General features: G+C 41.5%; 19 protein-coding genes. 8 read left to right on the top strand and 11 right to left on the bottom strand.

What is annotated here, in order from left to right:
- Positions 1–6: 6 nt before the first annotated feature.
- Positions 7–792 carry a C40 family peptidase gene (locus KJS58_RS12395; RefSeq protein WP_213532827.1) on the bottom strand — a complete coding sequence of 262 codons (786 nt, stop codon included), beginning with the start codon at positions 790–792 and terminating at the stop codon, positions 7–9.
- A 466-nt stretch (positions 793–1,258) separates the two neighbouring features.
- On the opposite strand from KJS58_RS12395, the gene KJS58_RS12390 reads away from it, so the two are divergent.
- A complete protein-coding gene (locus tag KJS58_RS12390) occupies positions 1,259–2,527 on the top strand; it encodes an acyltransferase (protein ID WP_213532826.1) in 1,269 nt (422 codons plus the stop codon).
- Positions 2,528–2,672: 145 nt separating this feature from the next.
- Here the strand turns inward: KJS58_RS12390 and KJS58_RS12385 are convergent, their stop codons facing one another.
- From KJS58_RS12385 to KJS58_RS12365, 5 genes are all read right to left on the bottom strand, one after another.
- A complete protein-coding gene (locus KJS58_RS12385; protein WP_213532825.1) occupies positions 2,673–3,611 on the bottom strand; it encodes an aldo/keto reductase family protein in 939 nt (312 codons plus the stop codon).
- A 71-nt stretch (positions 3,612–3,682) separates the two neighbouring features.
- A complete protein-coding gene (locus tag KJS58_RS12380) occupies positions 3,683–3,961 on the bottom strand; it encodes a hypothetical protein (RefSeq protein ID WP_213532824.1) in 279 nt (92 codons plus the stop codon).
- Between the two features lie 181 nt (positions 3,962–4,142).
- Complete coding sequence (locus KJS58_RS12375) at positions 4,143–4,835, bottom strand: hypothetical protein (RefSeq protein WP_213532823.1); 693 nt, start codon at positions 4,833–4,835, stop codon at positions 4,143–4,145.
- 106 nt (positions 4,836–4,941) lie between these two features.
- Positions 4,942–6,837, bottom strand: coding sequence for a sensor histidine kinase (locus KJS58_RS12370; protein WP_213532822.1), 1,896 nt, complete (start codon positions 6,835–6,837; stop codon positions 4,942–4,944).
- Positions 6,838–6,901: 64 nt separating this feature from the next.
- Complete coding sequence (locus KJS58_RS12365; protein ID WP_249717247.1) at positions 6,902–7,273, bottom strand: hypothetical protein; 372 nt, start codon at positions 7,271–7,273, stop codon at positions 6,902–6,904.
- Between the two features lie 119 nt (positions 7,274–7,392).
- On the opposite strand from KJS58_RS12365, the gene KJS58_RS12360 reads away from it, so the two are divergent.
- The 5 genes from KJS58_RS12360 (at position 7,393) to KJS58_RS12340 (ending at position 10,622) form a co-directional block, all read left to right on the top strand.
- Positions 7,393–7,554, top strand: coding sequence for a hypothetical protein (locus KJS58_RS12360; RefSeq protein WP_201450680.1), 162 nt, complete (start codon positions 7,393–7,395; stop codon positions 7,552–7,554).
- Positions 7,555–7,596: 42 nt separating this feature from the next.
- Complete coding sequence (locus KJS58_RS12355; RefSeq protein ID WP_213532821.1) at positions 7,597–8,010, top strand: hypothetical protein; 414 nt, start codon at positions 7,597–7,599, stop codon at positions 8,008–8,010.
- 224 nt (positions 8,011–8,234) lie between these two features.
- On the top strand, positions 8,235–8,891 hold the full coding sequence (locus tag KJS58_RS12350) for a peptidylprolyl isomerase (RefSeq protein ID WP_213532820.1): 657 nt from the start codon (positions 8,235–8,237) through the stop codon (positions 8,889–8,891).
- Between the two features lie 465 nt (positions 8,892–9,356).
- On the top strand, positions 9,357–9,632 hold the full coding sequence (locus KJS58_RS12345; RefSeq protein WP_213532819.1) for a YqkE family protein: 276 nt from the start codon (positions 9,357–9,359) through the stop codon (positions 9,630–9,632).
- A gap of 198 nt (positions 9,633–9,830) precedes the next feature.
- Positions 9,831–10,622, top strand: a complete 792-nt coding sequence (locus KJS58_RS12340) for an SDR family oxidoreductase (RefSeq protein ID WP_213532818.1) — start codon at positions 9,831–9,833, stop codon at positions 10,620–10,622.
- Positions 10,623–10,660: 38 nt separating this feature from the next.
- Here the strand turns inward: KJS58_RS12340 and KJS58_RS12335 are convergent, their stop codons facing one another.
- Entirely contained in the window at positions 10,661–11,356 is a 696-nt protein-coding gene (locus KJS58_RS12335) for a hypothetical protein (RefSeq protein WP_249717245.1), read from the bottom strand.
- Entirely contained in the window at positions 11,340–12,062 is a 723-nt protein-coding gene (locus tag KJS58_RS12330; RefSeq protein ID WP_213532817.1) for a YwaF family protein, read from the bottom strand. The genes KJS58_RS12335 and KJS58_RS12330 overlap by 17 nt, the downstream gene beginning before the upstream one ends.
- A gap of 438 nt (positions 12,063–12,500) precedes the next feature.
- Between KJS58_RS12330 and KJS58_RS12325 the strand changes: the two genes are divergently transcribed.
- The gene (locus tag KJS58_RS12325; RefSeq protein ID WP_213532816.1) at positions 12,501–13,922 is read left to right on the top strand and encodes an aspartate ammonia-lyase; all 1,422 of its coding nucleotides are present in this window, start codon (positions 12,501–12,503) and stop codon (positions 13,920–13,922) included.
- Positions 13,923–14,004: 82 nt separating this feature from the next.
- On the opposite strand, the gene pruA is transcribed toward KJS58_RS12325, so the two are convergent.
- Entirely contained in the window at positions 14,005–15,552 is a 1,548-nt protein-coding gene (pruA, locus tag KJS58_RS12320; protein ID WP_213532815.1) for an L-glutamate gamma-semialdehyde dehydrogenase, read from the bottom strand.
- A gap of 161 nt (positions 15,553–15,713) precedes the next feature.
- Here pruA and KJS58_RS12315 point away from each other — a divergent pair, with 161 nt between their 5' ends.
- On the top strand, positions 15,714–16,637 hold the full coding sequence (locus KJS58_RS12315) for a proline dehydrogenase family protein (RefSeq protein WP_213532814.1): 924 nt from the start codon (positions 15,714–15,716) through the stop codon (positions 16,635–16,637).
- A gap of 99 nt (positions 16,638–16,736) precedes the next feature.
- Here KJS58_RS12315 and KJS58_RS12310 read toward each other — a convergent pair whose 3' ends face one another.
- Together KJS58_RS12310 and KJS58_RS12305 are read right to left on the bottom strand one after the other, a co-directional pair.
- A complete protein-coding gene (locus KJS58_RS12310; protein WP_213532813.1) occupies positions 16,737–17,435 on the bottom strand; it encodes a hypothetical protein in 699 nt (232 codons plus the stop codon).
- 90 nt (positions 17,436–17,525) lie between these two features.
- Positions 17,526–18,224 carry a hypothetical protein gene (locus tag KJS58_RS12305; RefSeq protein ID WP_213532812.1) on the bottom strand — a complete coding sequence of 233 codons (699 nt, stop codon included), beginning with the start codon at positions 18,222–18,224 and terminating at the stop codon, positions 17,526–17,528.
- Positions 18,225–18,286 lie beyond the last annotated feature (62 nt).

The raw sequence follows: 18,286 nt of genomic DNA, 5'->3' as shown, positions 1-18,286 counted from the left end.
TTATTGTTATAGTGCGCTTCCTCCGAATAGGAAACGATACTGCCAGTGCTTCCCTGTAATCGTATCGACACGAACACCGCCGGAGTCAGTGGAATACGTATGCAGCACTTTATTATCTCCAAGGTAAATACCTACATGAGTCACAGTCTCTTTACTTTTATCAATCCCAGAGTAAGAAGAAGAACTTGAACCTTTATAGGACATAAAGAACATTAGATCTCCACGTTTTAGACTAGAGATGCTGCTCTTCGTCTTTCCTTTATTTTTTACATAAGTAGCTTGTTTGCGAGAATCCGTTGGGAGCGTTATATCCGCACCATCGATAAAAGCACGTCGTACAAAGGAAGAACAATCGAAATATTTCGTACTGTTTCGGTCTGCACCATACTTGTATGGTGTACCTAGATATTTCATGCCGGCAGAAATGACTTTCTCCACGGTTGCGCTGCTGGATGAACTGCTCGATGAGTCGTTACTTCCACTTTGGGATGATCCACTAACTGTTTTTGTATATTTAGAAGAGGAAGAAATATAACCCGTAACACCCTTAGAATCTTTTACTTTCCAATAACTTGAGTTAGTTTTACTAACTAGTGTAACTTTCTCACCTTTTTCAAGCATCCGGATAACATCAGAAGAAGTACTTGGTCCCTTTCTAAAGTTAACACCGTAGATTACTTCTAATGTTGTCGTTGCCGCGTAGGCTTGATTTACAAAAGCAGGCATGTTCACTGTTCCAAGTAACAGGACTGCCGCAATGGATGCAGTAAGTATCTTTTTTGTAACCTTCATGTCGTAATCCTCCTAGAAGTCATAAGTTTTTGTCCATTCTAATGGCTTCAGTGACCATTGACTTGTCCCATTTTAGGCGAGGAAACAATCTTCATCATCAGACTTTAGTAACAAATTCGAATTGATATATGTAGTTCTTAATACCTATAAAATTATAGTGCGCTCTCCGGAAATATTCCATGAATTTACTGCTATTTTTATCTAATAAAATGAATTAAACCCTTTATAAATCAATAAAAATAAACGTTATAAAAATAATATATTGTACAGTTCTTTATACCTATGTATCCCGTATCTGTTCTCACCAATGGAAACAATTGCTAGTAATTTTGGAACCGGTTCATCAAAGGTTACAAGAAGTTCAATATTGATTTTAACCTTTTTGTAACTATTTATTTCTCTGAGCCGCCACGTTACCAAATTGTTAATTCTTAACGGGAAAATCTTTTTCATTTGAATTTAATCTTTGTTCATTACAATAAGGAAATGGGCAAGTTTCCTTTGCCCAGATTGGAGGTTAATTACCCTGAAGAAACCAAGAATTGAGGAGCTGACTCCTTTTAGGGGGCTTGCCTTTCTAGCGATTGTCATGCAGCATAGTCTGGCAGAATATATTTACCGAGCAGATATCCTCCCCGCGGATTCCATCATGCTCATGTTCATATATCATCTTACAAGATTTGGAACGCCGACTTTCGTTTTTCTATCCGCCGTGCTTCTGTTCTATAATTATGAGCAAAAACTGCACTACCCTTCTTTCATTCGTAAACGGTTTGGCGATATCTATGTGCCGTTTATTCTATGGACTTTGGTATACTGGCTGTCGGTTCGTTTGACGATGTATACCAATTGGCTGGATGCAGGAACCTGGAAGAGTCTGGTTAGAGAGTTGTTTGCACCACAAGCTGGGTATCACCTATGGTTTATTATTATGGTCTTTCAGTTCTATCTGCTGTTTCCATTGTTTCGCAGGATTGCAATTCAGATCAAAAACAGGCTTAAAAAAATGGATTGCAAACAACAAAATAGAATAGTCTTCGCAATCTTGCTGATTAGCGGTCTTGCCTATGGCTATCTTCTATATCTGTCCTATTATCGTATGGGACAGTGGGCAGTAACCCCAGGAATAGGACAGACTTTGCTTAACCATCGTACTAGTATTTTTGTTATGTATATCTTCTATTTCATTCTTGGCGCTGTCTGTGCATTCATGCTTGATCGGTTCCGGAGCGTTATGGTAAAAATACTGCCTTGGAATGCCCTGCTATCCATCCTTCTCTTTGTGTATCTTGCCTATGATGTACTGCGGGGTTCTGGAGAAACGATGAATTTAAATATCTCCACTTATCTAAAACCAACAACATTTGTACTCATCTTATCGCAAATGTTTCTGATCTACGGTATCTTGCATCTTCTATCTGTGAAGAGCAAATTCTATAAACTCTTTACATGGATTGGTCGATATTCCTTTGGTGGATATCTGGTACATGCACTCGTGATTTACTGGATTTCGTTCTTTACAAGACCGCTTCAACTGGCAGGTTACCATCTTGGATTCACCTTACTTACCTTCGCACTAACGGCCGTGTTCTCTCTTTTCATTAGTTATGGACTGTCTTGTCTGCCATTTTCTCGTTACTTGGTGGGACTTGGACGGAGAAGAATAACTACCACGAAGCTGGATAAGATCGAACCTGGAATGAAGGCACCTGCCACCAATTCTTTAACAGAATAAACAAATAGAGAAAGCCTCACTAGAGTTATGCACAGGTGCATAACTCTAGTGAGGCTTTTCCTCGTTAATTATGGATTACACCATTTTGACCTAAATATGGTCCTGATGAAAAGAACAATAGGGATTCTGAAATGGATTCATTTATTTACTTAAGTATATATTCAATCTGCTGCAGTACATCTGCTGAAAGCTTTATGCCGGAAGCTTTGACATTCTCCGCAACTTGTTGCGGGCGACTTGCTCCGACAAGTGCACTAGCTACATTCTTTTGTCTTAAAATCCAGGCAATCGCCAGCTGGGACATAGATATCCCGAGTTCCTCAGCGATTCTGCCCAGCTGTTTTACTTTTGCAATCTTATCTTCTGTTATCCCATCACGAACGAAATCCAGTTTTGCCGCGCGGCTGTTCTCAGGAAGTTCTGTAGCCGAATTATATTTCCCAGTTAATAAACCTTGAGCCAGGGGCGAAAAAACGACTTGTCCGATTCCTTTTTCCTCGCCGAATGGAATAATCTCATCTTCAATGGATCGTTCAAACATATTATACATGGGCTGATTAACGACGATACGGTCCAGCAGATATTGGTTTGCGATGGTGTGGGCTTCTGCCATTTGAGCTGCCGTCCATTCGCTAACACCGATGTATAGAATTTTACCTTGGGTAACCAGATCATCCAGCGCACGCAAAGTCTCTTCGAGCGGTGTCTCCGGATCAAACCGGTGGCAGTAGAGAATATCAATATAGCTAAGTCCCAAACGTTTTAAACTCGCGTCTGCCTGTTCCATGATATGCTTGCGAGATAATCCTTGATCATTGGGTCCTTCTCCCATGGGGAAATACATTTTTGTAGCAAGAACGTACGAATGTCTTGGATAAGGAGCAAGGCTTTGCCCTATCAGCTCCTCTGCAGCCCCTTGTTCATATACATTTGCCGTGTCGAAAAAATTGACTCCTAGATCGTACGCTTCCTCAATGGCGAGAATGGCATTTTCCCGTTCCACGTATCCTCCATATGTAAGCCAGCTTCCAAGACTGATTTCACTAACCTTCAGTCCGCTGCTTCCTACTCTGCGGTAAAACATCCCATATCGCCTCCTACTCCCCATTTTAGTGTAGAACATCGACTCCTGAACAGACTTAAGTGGAGCTAATTCTATTTCATCGATCTTATGAAATCTGCAATTTTACTTATCACGATATCCATCAGATATCCCACCCCAAACCACACGAGTAAACTGATAAGATAGATAAGCACCATATAATGAAAAGCGGAGTTAATATCATTAATGAATAAAAATGGTGGGCTCGTAAAAAAGATCATCAAGTTTTTATCATCAATATTCCAAGCAACATCCAGTTCCGTCCAGTCTAACAGTGCAATACAAAAATATAAAAACGGTAAGATATATCTGAATCGAATTATCTTTTTCATAAAACCCCACCTCAATTAGCAGTATAAGGAAAAATACTAATTCCAGAAGCGGATACTGTCAAGCAAATCTACTCATTCTAAACCATTACATAAATAAAACGACCTGTTCTTCCCCCGCTAAGGAGTGGAGAACCGGCCGTTTTATTTTGTGTATATACGGTAAAGTAGATGAGAGTCTTGTTCAGCTTTTTTCGGGAGACAAGGCTTCATGGCCTGGTCTTGGATTCATTTTCATTTTACGATGAATGAACTTCGTTAGATCTGGTGTCAATTCTTCTTTCAGATGATCAATAAGCTGCTTCTCACTGATCCCTTTCGCCTTGGCAATCTCCGCTAACGACTTCCCTTGCTTCAGCTCCTGATCAAGCTGACTTGTCGTAATTCCAAGAAACTTGGCTATAGATTCCCGGTTAATCTTACTTTGTCCTTTGCCGCGGCTAGTATGTTTCTGTTTCAGCTCACTAATCGGTGTATGAATCACTTTATTTAATCTTTCGCTTATCGATTCTTTCATCGAAACCGCTTGTTCTTTGGACAAACAGCCTGCACTTACTGCTTCATCGACACGCTGCTCCACAGCTGGCTTTAATTGCTCTTCAAGCTGCTGACTTGTCATGCCTTTCGCTTTCGCAATCTCAGCAATTGTCTTTCCTTGCTGCATCTCTGCCGCAAGCATCTTGATATCTATCTTTAGAATCTTAGCCGTCTCTTCCATAAAATACAGGTAATGACCTGTATGTCCACAGTCCGCCGTATTCTGCTTCTCGGTCTCCGTAAGTACAACGTCAGGCTGCGCCATTACATAACTGCCCTGTCCCATGAGTAAAGATCCAAGCAATGCTGCAGATGCAATTCTAGCGAGATATTTCTTCATCTGTATTGTCCACCTTCCTGGTGCTTATATTACTTACACCTTGTTATTGTGGACGAACAGACCCCTTTTTTATCCATTGCAAGAAAAATAAGTAGAAGTAAGCTTGTTATACTCCTGATGGAAAGCGGATTACCGCTTCTGTTCCTACTTCTTTTTCACTGCTATATTCAATCGTGCCCTCCATCGCTTCAATAATCCGGAAGGTCACCATCATACCGAGTCCTGTTCCTTTTGTTTTATTAGAAAAGTAAGGCTCACCCAGTCTCACAAGTTCCTCTTGGTTCATACCTATTCCATTATCTTGAACATGAATCACGACTTCCGTTTCTTTAAGATAAGCTTTAACCTTCACTTCTCCACTGCCTTGCAGTGCCTCAATGCTATTCTTCATAATATTAATAAAAGCCTGTTTGAACTTGGAAGAATTGCCGCGGATCCACAAGTTATTTGGGATGTCCATGATGATGATGCCTCCCTCGAGGTTCGCCATCGGAATAAGGACTCCTTCAATATGATTGAACTCTTCAGATAGATTAATAAGTGCAATATGATCAAATTCAGGCTTCGCAAAAGTTAAGAAATCATTAATGATGTCCGATGCCCTGTCCAGTTCTTCTAGTGCAATGCCTACATACTTTTTATTCTTGTCATCATCCTGCTTGCTCATTAGCTGCAAGAATCCACGTGTGACCTGCAGTGGGTTACGCACCTCATGAGCAACTGAGGCAGCGAGTTCGCTGATGATTTTGATTTTCTCAGAGCGCTGCAGTTCATTACTAACCGCCTCCAGTTCCTCTGTATAACGCACAACTTCTTCATACTTGCCAAGCAACCGTTGACCTTTCACCGTCAAAATCGAGCAGACGAAAATAAAAATGGTCCATTTCGATATATCTAACTCATACCAAGGTACGGAGTAATATAAAATCCATTCTGTTATGGTGGTGAGTGCAAATAAACCAAAGCCAACGGAAAGTAAGGTTGCCCCCTGTTCACCTCTTATCGCCTCTTTGATCGTCACATATAACAAGACTAACAGTTCCAGTACATAAATCACCCCAAAAACAGGACCTGTTATAAACTTCATAAAGAGGAACATTTCTGGATATAGCAGACTTGCTACCGTACAGAATATATAAAATAGGGTATAAGCCATAAGATAGTTTCTCAGCTTGCGAATGATTGCATTTGCCTCATCAGAAGTAAATATTTGTTCAAAGCAGTAGGCAAGCACAGGCAGTTCTATGGCAAAACAAATTAAAAAGGAATAGTAAAATAGCTGCGTCATATCCGGATAAAAAGTATAAATTGTGCTGGAATTCATCGAGATGGTAAATCCTAAACACCCAATTAGTATGGATATTCCAAGCCATAACTTATATTTTAACTTATACATAAACATCGAAAATGCGATGATGACAACTGACAAAACGAGCAGTATACTCCCAAGGACCAGTTCATCTATCCCATCGCTCACATATTTCTTATTCAGGTTGGCAGAAGAACCGATCCATATCGCCGGATCGACACCGACTTTAAAATAATCACTATGGGTCCAGATAACAATTGTTCCCCCGGCATCTTGATCATGTAAGGGTATCAATAACGGGTTTCTATTAAATTGATGCTGAGTCCCTTGCTCATACAAAATCTGTCCATCTTTATAGACTCTAATCTGCTGACCATAGATACGCTCAAAAAAAATGGCCATATTATCTTTTACGTCCTCGGGCAGCTTTATTCTGATCCAGGCTGTATGCGGCGAGGACGTCAGTTGTTGTTCTATGGAGGAACCAGCTTGAATGGTTGTCCACTCATACCTTCCAGAAACCAGCTTATCCACCGTATTATCTGCCGGGTTCTGAGGCCAAACCATCTCCCATGAAGTTAATTTTCGGGGCTCATCTTCCTCTGCTGCATGACTGACGGTCGGTGGTAATAAGAAGAGTACCGATAGTAAACACAAGATGATAACAGCCGATACCCTAGGAACAATCTTCATTATTCACACCTCAATAATTCAGTTAGTATGATGAATTCCTTTTCTTGAATTTATCTTAAAAGGATTAAAACACATCTTTATTTTTCCATAACGTCTGAGTTGATTTCGCTTTTTTTTCTTCTCGTCTTTGTGCTCGTTCTTCCTCATATTGATTCGTAATCATTTCTACAATCTTACGCTCCATAGGTTCTCTGTACTCTTCCCATACCAAACTCTCTTCATCTTCGTATATCGTCCATATGTCTGAAAATAAATAATCCCTGATCTCCACAACTTTGCCATTCCATATGCCACCGGTCCAATATAAACCGCTTGGCGTACGAATGACTGTTCTTGAAAAACCAGGTGTTGATGCTTTTTGTCCAATTCGAATCGTTTCTAACATATTTCCAAAAGTAAACCACTTCATTGCTGACTTCTCCCTTTCTCTGAACATATTCCTCTTTACTTCATTACCTCTGTTCTTCCCCTGTTTCAAGCTGCCTCAAAGAGGTTTAAGAATGGGCAAGAACGTACTGTGAGCATAGGTTATGAGAAGATAAGGAGGAGACGAAAATGAATGAATCACATCGGAATGTAGAGGTTGAACGAAGAGATGTTCAGAAAAAATCCGATTCTAGTTTAGTAGCATCAACTTTCATCAAGTATGCGGCTTACATCATTATTTTCTTTGGACTACTGTATTTCCTCGTAAAATATGTATTCCCTATGTTCTAGAAGGACAGTATATAACATCCACATCGGAAAGGAGAATTCATGATGGATAATAGACCTAGAACAAGCGAAGCGGATTTTGCTTATGACCGGTATAAGACGTTAAATCAAGAGACAGAAAATACGGATATGATACCAGAAGATGATCTGGATTATGTGAATACGTATACTGAGCAGACGATTAGTCTTGATGAAGATACGGACCCAGCAGATGCGGAGACAGCTGAGCAAGGAGTTATGCAGGATCTTCGCCCCATTTCTTTGGCAGATGACACTGCGGAAGAAGAATCTAATATTCCTAACGAAGAACTTCTTCGCTCTTCCGAGCCGGATCTTGCTGCTGTACCCGATGCAGATGAGATTGCAAAAGACAGTCCCATTGATCCCGTATCCCCTGATCCCGATGCCATGCATGGAACCGATCTGATTAATGGAGTAGGCAATCCTGATCAAACCTAAAACCAGAGCTCGTCTCTAAACTCATTTTTGTAAACTATTTAAAGGTATTATGAAATTGATTCATTTAAATAGTATAAACGAATATTCCACATCTTGGTTACTGTTTTGTTCCTAAAATAGTAAAATGAGAGAAAAAGCCCTTTCCATCTGGATAGGGTTCTTTCCTGTGTGTCCTGTTTTGGGGTATGATAATCATATTCGACATAAATCAAGGAGGAGCTTGTATGTTCGTCAGATCAAAAGGTTTCAAACTTCTATTTATTGTTTCCGCCCTTCTGCTTGTACTTGCGGGTTGTGGACAAGATGAAGTGCAAAATGATGAGCTTGAATTCGGAGGCATTGGCATTCCAAACGAAGATGCTTCTCATCCGGTCGCAACCATTGAACTGGATAATGGCAAAAAGATCGTCTTAGAGTTGTATCCGGAGGTTGCTCCTAATACAGTGAACAATTTCATCTCGCTGGCTAACAGCGGATTTTATGACGGTACGATCTTTCATCGTGTGATTCCGAATTTTATGATTCAAGGTGGAGATCCGGAAGGTACAGGTTCAGGCGGCCCCGGCTATAGTATCAAGGGTGAATTCACAAGTAACGGAGTGAAGAATCACCTGCTTCATACCCGAGGTGTCATTTCTATGGCTCGTTCAAATGATCTGGATTCCGCAGGCTCACAGTTCTTTATTGTACAAGCCGACTCCGAGCATTTAGATAATATTTATGCTAGTTTTGGTAAAGTAACAGAAGGTATGGATGTGGTTGATGAAATCGCAAGTCTTGAAACAGGAAAAAATGATCGGCCCGTAAATCCACCAGTTATGACAAAAGTAACCGTAGATACGCTGGGTGTAGATTATCCGGAACCGGAAAAGATTCAATAATGAAAAGACCGACAAGCATAAATGGGTTTTAGTCCCCTACTCTATGCTTGCCGGTCTTTTTTTTAACAATGCCATGTATGTGTTACACGAGAAACAAATATTTTAAAACAAGATGCGAACCCAACCCATAATCGAGATCCAGAGCGGTATACTGAGAATGGTGCCCCACATTAACCCTTTCAGCAGCTGTGTATTATTCACTTCCAATATCAACGACCCCTTCACTGTTTAATTAGTCGTAGTATCGGTATTCAAAATAAGCTGTATACTCTGTCTTCTCTTCTTGTTTCTATATTTTACACTATTTCAAAGAAAGCGCTATCATTATTTCTTATAACTATTCCATTGTTCTCTTTTTTAGACTATGCTTTCGTGAAGAAACGGTGTATATTTCAACCAAGAATCAGTTTCAACACGTTACGATTCCTGTTATACTTTTTACAGAAGCGAAATGGAGGGATCGTCATGGTGAAGAAAAAGAATGGAACAAGACCTTCACAGTCTGCACAGCGGTCTTCTGCTCATGAAGGAAGTGCAGCCACACTAAAAGATTTGCTTAGTGAAGAAGTTCTCGGGAAGCTCAAGGCACAAGCATCCGAGATCAAAGCAGCTGAAGCTGCTCGTCAGGAAGAGGCCAAACGTATTGCAGAAGAGAAGAAAAAAGCAGAACAAAAACGACTGGATAACGATTTTGAACACCTGCTCGAGAATAGTTCGATGGAATGGCAAAAATTCAAATAAGACATGCCTGTTTGTAAATTCATCTATAGGTAGCAAAACCTAAATCCCTGCACGCTCTTTTTTACAAAGAGAATGCGGGGATTTTGTATTTATTTTGATTATGATTCAAATATCCTCTGGCCGGGGTATTTACCGTACATAAGAAAACACATTAGATCAGCACTCACATAGATTCTAAAATTAAGGGAGGAAAAGAGAATGACACTACGTCTAGAAAACAAGCTCGCAATCGTAACTGGAGGAGGTTCCGGTATTGGTCAGGCATCAGCCATTCGATTCGCTAAAGAAGGAGCTCGTGTATTTTTACTGGACCGGACGGTTGAAAAAGCTGAGGAAACAAAACAAATAATCGAGAAAAACGGCGGCCGCGCTGACGTAGTCGAATGTGACATTTCTGAGCCCAAAATGGTGGAACGCGCAATGAAAGAAGTAGCTGAACTTGCAGGCGGCCAGGTCGATGTTGTTTTTGCCAATGCTGGAGTAAACGGCAAGCTCGCCCCTATTGAAACGATGGAAGTGGAAGATTGGGATCAAACGATGTGTATCAATATGCGCGGAACATTCGCTACCGTGAAATATGCAATTCCTTATATGAAAGATAACGGAGGCAGCATTATCATTAACAGTTCCATTAATGGGAACCGGGTCTTCTCGAACATTGGTTTCTCCGCATACGCTTCAACAAAAGCGGGGCAAGCTGCATTTATGAAAATGGCTGCACTGGAGCTGGCGAGATACAAGATCCGTGTGAATTCTGTTCACCCAGGTGCAATTGACACAGAGATTGACGGTAAGACGACTCGCTCTGAGGACTTGGAAGAAGTTCAAATTCCTGTCGAGTATCCTGAGGGCGGTCATCCTCTCGCTGGTGAAGCCGGTAAGCCGGAACAAGTCGCAAATCTAGTATTGTTCCTTGCTTCTGATGAAGCCTCTCACGTATCGGGTACGGAAGTTTATGTAGATGGAGCCGAATCCCTGCTTCGAGGTTAAACTCAAGGTTACCTATATTTTATATGAATCCTCCGGATCTACTGCAAATCGGCAGAGATCGGAGGTTTTTTTGTACCTGCTGTTCTTCTATTGAGCCAATAATAACGATGCAGTTCCCATATGAAATGAAACATAACAAAAGTAAGCATAGAGTAAACACACATGAGTACGATCGTAACCACTTCTTCTGTTACAAACATGAGCGAAAGATTCGCAGCCAGATAACCAACCCCCGTTAATACGGCTATGGATACCCTTGGTATACTTCTCTCCTGCTTCTTCATTTTACCCGGTGATTTGAGCTTCCTGAGATGAGACTTGATGTAGTGGTATAATGCAAAACCGTAGGCAGCAAAAGAACCGATAGCGTACATTGGTGTTTTAAAATCGAGCCCTGCGTAAGCAAACTTCTGAGTCACAATGACGAAACCGAGCGAACTGACAATACCGAATACACCTCTGAATAAGACGTAGTTCAGCTGAAGCTTACGCGGGGCAGCAATCAAAGCAAAAGCCCATATATTCATAACAGCAAGCGGCGGTAACAGGATATAGGCAAATATCGGTTGATACGGTACGCCTAATACAGGGATGACCAAAAATAAATTAAGGAAAAATAGTACGAGAATCCCTGCATTCAGTCTAATCCCGCTTACGGGATACAGGGTGAGGTACTCACTATTTGTTTTTCCCCATTCCATATTTCCATCTTTCTTGTTAGAACCCGATTTCATGAACATCGTCCTCCCTGCTCTCCTCTACCCGGTTCACTGCGCCCCAAGGAAGATAGAAGAAAAGTACATACAGCATAAGAAAAAGAATAAGCGCTAGTATTTCTTCCATTACGATATAAAACGGATAGGGACCCAGCAGATCCAGGATAGATGGCGTATCCGGCTTATGTGAGAGGAACATGTAATTCGCTCCTGTCATCTGATTGATCAGCCACACGAAACCGGCCGCCACATTGAGCATGACAAAACCGATCGGTACCGATGTAAATGATAATTTTTCATTCTCGATCCACGACATATAAAGAGCAGACAAAATAATCGCTCCATGGGCGATAAAAAATTGAATAAACCGGAAGTGCGGAAAAGCATAAGCTAAGTTAGGGGTGAGCAAGGCAGCCAGTGCTCCGCATATTCCCGCATAAAATACAAAAATATACAGGATTCTGCTTTTCGTGAACAGCATCAGAATCGATAAAATAAGCGTAAGGCTGCATAGTTCAAGCGGCAACGTATTTTTTATATCCCATAGTCCAAAAGCTTGATACCATATTTCGAGCGTGAGTTGCGATAATATTAATATGGCAGCAAGACTCCACCTTAACAGTTCTTTCAGCAGAGGTGATCGGCGTAACCGAAACCTAAATAAGAACAATAATAAAAGCAGCGCGAAAATAATGAGAAGCACAGTAACATGAGAACCTGACATATACTCAAACGTCCCGGCATGAAAGGGATCAAATATAGACGAATCACGTGAGATGAAATACACTCTGCTCCCCCGATCTTTTATTTACATTGGAATAAATCTCTGAGAGCCAACCGAAATAACGGAACAGATAAGTGGCTGTACGCTAAAGGAAATATTACACAAATAATCAGCAAAATGGAATCGATTCAGTCCCTTTTTTGTTATTTGACGAAGTATGTATATCTATGAATTAGGCGGTCTGGTATCCTCGTCACTTTGGTAGATTCATTGCATATCATATTTTATAGAGATAAAAAGACTGCGCTTTCATTTTATTACCAACTTTAGGTCTGATTGATGTATACTATTATTGCTTGGTGGAAAGATGATATTTTACAATAAACTATCGCAAGCTATATTTTACATCATAATAGCTTCCTACTGGAGGGAACGTTTGTGTCTGAAACGGTAAGAGTTGAACGAGATTTTATTGGTGAACTGAGTATTCCTGCGTCTGCCTACTATGGCATTCAAACGATGCGGGCGGTAGATAATTTCCCTATTACCGGAGTACCTATTGAAAAAGAACTCATATTTGCTCTCGCCGCTGTGAAGAAAGCCGCAGCGATGGCTAACATGGATATGAAAATGCTGCCGCCGAAAATCGGAGAAGTGATTATCAAAGCAGCAGAAGAAGTAATGCAAGGTCAACTTCTGGATCAGTTTATCGTTGATTCCATTCAGGGTGGTGCAGGCACCTCCATTAATATGAATATGAATGAAGTCCTTGCCAATCGAGGACTTGAGCTTCTATCTAAAGTGAAAGGCGATTATTTTCACTGTAACCCGAATAACCATGTAAATATGTCCCAATCTACCAATGATGCAATCCCAACAGCCCTGCGGATTGCAGCCTATCGTCATGCAATGACGCTTTTACAGACGATGGAGCAGCTTCACGGCGGGTTTGTCCAAAAGCAGGTAGAATTCGATGATGTAGTCAAAGTGGGAAGAACGCATCTGCAGGATGCTGTTCCGATTAGACTGGGACAAGAATTTGGCGCCTATGCGAAAGTGCTCTCTAGAGATATGGAACGACTTCAAGAAGCGTCCAAACGTCTTCTTTCCATTAATATGGGAGCAACGGCTGTTGGTACGGGGCTAAATGCAAAAACGGCGTATATCCAAAAAGTGACCGAACATCTCGGTGCGATTACAGGCTTACCTTTATATACTGCAGAAGATCTGGTAGATGCTACACAAAATACGGATGCGTATCTGGAGATGTCCGCTGCACTCAAAGTATGTGCCGTTAATATGTCCAAGATTTGTAACGACATTCGGCTTATGGCCTCCGGTCCAAGAGCAGGTTTCTCAGAACTTCTGCTTCCGGCAAGACAACCAGGTTCCTCCATCATGCCAGGTAAAGTAAATCCCGTGATGGTTGAAGTCATGAACCAGATTTCATTCCAGGTCATCGGTAACGATCATACGATCGCGCTGGCCTGCGGTGCAGGACAGTTTGAACTAAACGTAATGGGTCCGGTTATTGCCTTTAACCTGTTGCAATCGCTCAAGATTATGAATAACGGAATGGATGTATTCCATCGGTTTGCCATTAAGGAACTGGATGCGAACCGTGACCATATTAAACGAGTGCTGGACCAAAGTTTCACCATGATTACCGCGCTGAATCCGCATCTTGGGTATGATGTGGCGGCTGGAATCGTGAAAGAAGCGCTTCGTACCAAGCAGACGATTACCTCCATTATTTTAGAACGAGGACTGCTGACAATCGAAGAACTCCAAGAAATTATGCATCCGGAACAAATGACGACACCAGGTATTGCAGGTGAACGTTTCCTTCATATGGGATAGGTCACGCTAGAATGAACATTAAGAAGCCATGTTTCCTCTGTAGAGGGCATGGCTTCTTTTTTACACGGATTAGATTAGGAATTTAGTATTTTTCAGAGACAAGTTTGGCTTGTGTGAACAAAAGTAAGTAATCCCGTCCGCCTGCTTTGGAGTCTGTTCCCGACATATTAAATCCACCAAAAGGATGCACGCCTACTAATGCGCCCGTGCATTTTCGGTTGAAATACAAGTTACCTGCAAAAAAGACGGATCTGGCTTGTTCCAGATGAGTCCGGTTTCTGGAGAATACCGCGCCGGTCAGCCCAAATTCCGTATTATTCGCATACCGCAGTGCTTCTGAGAAGGATGAAGCCTTCGTAAATGCTACGACAGGGCCAAAAATCTCTTCTTGCGATACACGCGAAGTAGGACTTACCCCCGCAATGATCGTTGGTTCGATGAAATACCCATCATTAATCTCTGCCTTTCCTCCAAGGACAATCTCCCCTTCTGTTCTTCCGATCTTGATGTAGTCTTGAATTTTTCGAAAAGCATGCGGATCAATCACCGGTCCGACGTTTGTCTCCGGCTGCAGCGGGCTGCCTACTTTGAGTTTCCGAGTAAGCTCAATGACCTTGGACAGCACTTCATCATATACGCTCTCATGAATAATCGCTCGTGAGCAAGCAGAACACTTCTGTCCTGCAAAACCAAATGCGGAGGCAGTAATGGCTTCTGCCGCGGCAGTGAGATCACTCCCTTCATCTACGATAATCGCATCCTTGCCGCCCATTTCCGCAATCACTCGCTTCATCCATCTCTGTCCGGGGGCTGTTTTTGCAGCCCGTTCATTGATCCGCAGCCCCACTTCTCTTGAGCCTGTGAAACTAATAAACCGGGTCAGTGGATGATCGACAAGGTAGTCACCGATTTCGCTCCCCGCCCCGGGTATGAAATTCACAACCCCGCTTGGTACCCCTGCTTCGATCAGGAGCTGTACAAACTTTGCGGCAATAACGGAAGTCGTACTGGCTGGTTTCAACACCACCGTATTGCCCGATACAATAGCAGCCGTGGTCATGCCTGCCATAATCGCAAGCGGGAAGTTCCAAGGGGGAATGATCACTCCTACCCCCAGCGGCACGTAGTATAGCTCATTATCTTCCCCTTCAATATGAACCAGTGGCTGCGGCTGCGCTAGACGCTGAGCTTCCCTGGCGTAGAATTCCATAAAATCGATGGCTTCTGCCGTATCTGCATCTGCCTCCCCCCACGTTTTCCCCGCCTCATATACCATCCAGGCAGAGAATTCATGCTTTCTCCGGCGAAGCAGTGTTGCTGCTTTGAATAAGTATCTCGCCCTCTCCGTGAAAGTCGTATAGCGCCAATGTTCAAATACCGCTTGGGCTGTGACAATCGCTTGCTCTGCCTGCTCCTCACCCGCCTGAGATAAACTCCCAATCACCTGATCTTTCTGGGAAGGATTTATGGAGATGGCTTTTGTTTTGGTCTCAATTTCCTTACCGCCAATGATCAGCGGATAATGCTTGCCAAGTTCGGATTCAACCAGCCTTAGCGCATTTTTAAACAATGTCTGATTTCCTTCAGCACCAAAGTCAGTAAAGGGTTCATTTTGAAATGGAACGGGCATATTTGTGCCTCCTTCTAATTACTGGTCAGGCTTGTTCTCAATTGGCTAGCGTATGAGCACCCTGCTTTGTTGTAAGCGAAATGAGAAGAGTTCTGTATTTCATATGTATTCATCTTGACTTTCCCCCATACATATGAAACGTAGAAGGAGAGTTGATACCCATGAAAATAGGAACCGAACTATACCGAAAAACCTTACTCACCGTCTCCGGTAATCCCCTAGTGGAGAAGTTGACCTTACGATACGGCAAGTCCTTGGCGAGAAAATTCATTGCCGCAAGTGATTTGGAAGGAGCCATTGAAGAAGTAAAGAAACTAAACAGTAAGGGAATCATGGCCACATTAGACCATTTAGGGGAAGGAATAACAAAGCTTGATCAAGCGTTAAGCTATCGTAACGAATACATTCGGCTTATCAAAGCAATTGCGGACTCTCGTGTAGAGGCGAATGTATCTTTGAAACCAACGCAAATGGGTCTCGCTCTAGATAAAGAGATTGGTTATGAACATATCCGTGCCGTGGTTCGGGAAGCAAAATACCACCGGAATTTTGTCCGGATTGATATGGAGGATTCGCCATACACGGATGCTACTTTAGAAATCGTATGGAAGCTCCACAAGGAACAGTTAACGAATGTAGGCACCGTGATTCAAGCTTACTTGTACCGTTCGGAACAAGATGTAGAGGATTGTATAGATCAAGGCATTCCCCTCCGGCTTGTAAAAGGAGCTTATAAAGAATCCTCTTCCATCGCCTATCAGAATACGAAGGATGTACTCTGGCAGTACAAACGAATCATCCAGATGCATCTGGATCACCATGTCTACACGGCTATCGCTTCTCATGATGACAAGATCATAAGATGGACGAAACAATATGCTCTAGAACATGATATTCCGAAGGACCGTTTTGAATTTCAAATGCTGTATGGACTTCGTATGCAGGAACAAGTGAAACTAGCAGAGGAAGGATATCGGGTGCGATGTTATGTACCTTACGGAACGATGTGGTATCCCTATTACACTAGGAGACTCGCAGAAAAGCCAGCTAATTTAATGATGGTACTAAGAAATATGGGAAGGTAAGTTAGTGATTCTTAGTCAATATAAAAAAAGCGAGTACTCCTTATTAAGACACTCGCTTCTTATATTTCGTTCAACAGGTCACCAGTCTTTCGGCTCACCCTAAAGGCTGACCGGAGTCAAATTGGAAAAATACGCTTCCTGCATCTTATCTAATTTTATAAGATGCGGTTTTAATAAACTTACTAATTGAGCTTTAGCATATTTCGCGTTAGAAAAAGAGTTAAACGAGGTGGTGTATTCTTCCTTTAGCATAGAAAGTATTTCGTCTATAGAACGCAGCTCACTAGCCATCGACCGTAAATATTCACGTGTACCTTCATCTATTACTTTGGGGCTGGATTTCCAATAATAAAAGCTTATCGTTCGTACAGAACTCCATACCCCACTAAAAGCGAGACCGAACATTTCATATTGTTCCTCTGAGATCATGGCAGAATTATTAACTACAATTCCTTGATCATTATCTTTCGAATAGTCATCGCTAAATTCAATAAGTGTCAGTATCTGCTCATCGATCTGCTCTGCCTCTGTTTTAGCAGTTTCAATGAGCTGTTGAACCTTAGCAGGGCTTTGATCTTTTGCTGTGTTGCTAATGTCTTCCAATGTTTCAGCAAGTGGAATCAGAGATACGGCATTCTTCAATATGTACGCGAAGCCAGAATCATTTTTCATTTGATACCGTGACTTTAGATTGTCGTACTTTTCTTCGGAGTCTTTATATACCATTGTAAGAACTACTGTATTCACACCCAAAAGTATAATTAAACCGATAATCGTAAATTTCGAAACCTTTGACATCGTATGATTTTCCTTTCTGCATAAGACTATCTTGTAAAATCTGTAGATTGATCAACGATAAAGAAGTCTGTGATCTGACCGTTGTTGTCCTTATCCAGCAATCCTCAAATCCGAATAAAAATCTTGGTTCAATTTATCTATATTTAGAATAAAAGGCTGTATTTCTTTTAAAAGATATCTTTTTACGTTACTTGGATAATTTGAAGAAGAAGCCATCGAAGTTGCCATCTCTTTTGATTCGGAAAGTTTTTCATTCATAGATCGCAGCTCACCTGCTAACGATAATAAATATTCACGAGTTCTATCATCTAATTTGGGATTCGATTTCCAATAACCATAACTAATGGTTCGAATGGGATTCCAGGTCAATCTATGAGTTAAAAAAGATAGATCTGGATCATCAGATTTTGTATCCGTTTCTCCACCCGTATTCATATATTCCTCAATAAATTTATCATTATACCCGCTAAATTTTATAAGCAGAAATAACTGCTCATCAATCTCTGTCGCTTGAATTTTGGCAGTTTCAATGAATTGTTGAACATTAGCAGGTCTCTCATTTTTCTTCGTGTTGCTTATAGATTCTAATGTGTCGGCAAGTGGAATGGATGATACCGTATGTTCCAGTATGTATAGAAAGGCAGTATCATCCTTTTCTTTGTACAAAGACATCAGAAGTTCATGCTTTTGGTTATTCTTTATTTCGGCATCTTTATATACCCTTGTGTAAATCATTGTGATTACACCCAAAAGTATAATAAATACGATAATGTATGATTTCTTTGACAACTTGTCTTCCTCCTGAGGTAAATTCACCCTGTTAAGGCTAACTTATTATCAGCTAAAAACAA

Source organism: Paenibacillus sp. J45TS6 (assembly GCF_018403285.1).
In the GTDB taxonomy this organism is placed as follows: domain Bacteria; phylum Bacillota; class Bacilli; order Paenibacillales; family Paenibacillaceae; genus Paenibacillus.
This window is presented reverse-complemented; position numbering and strand designations above follow the sequence as displayed.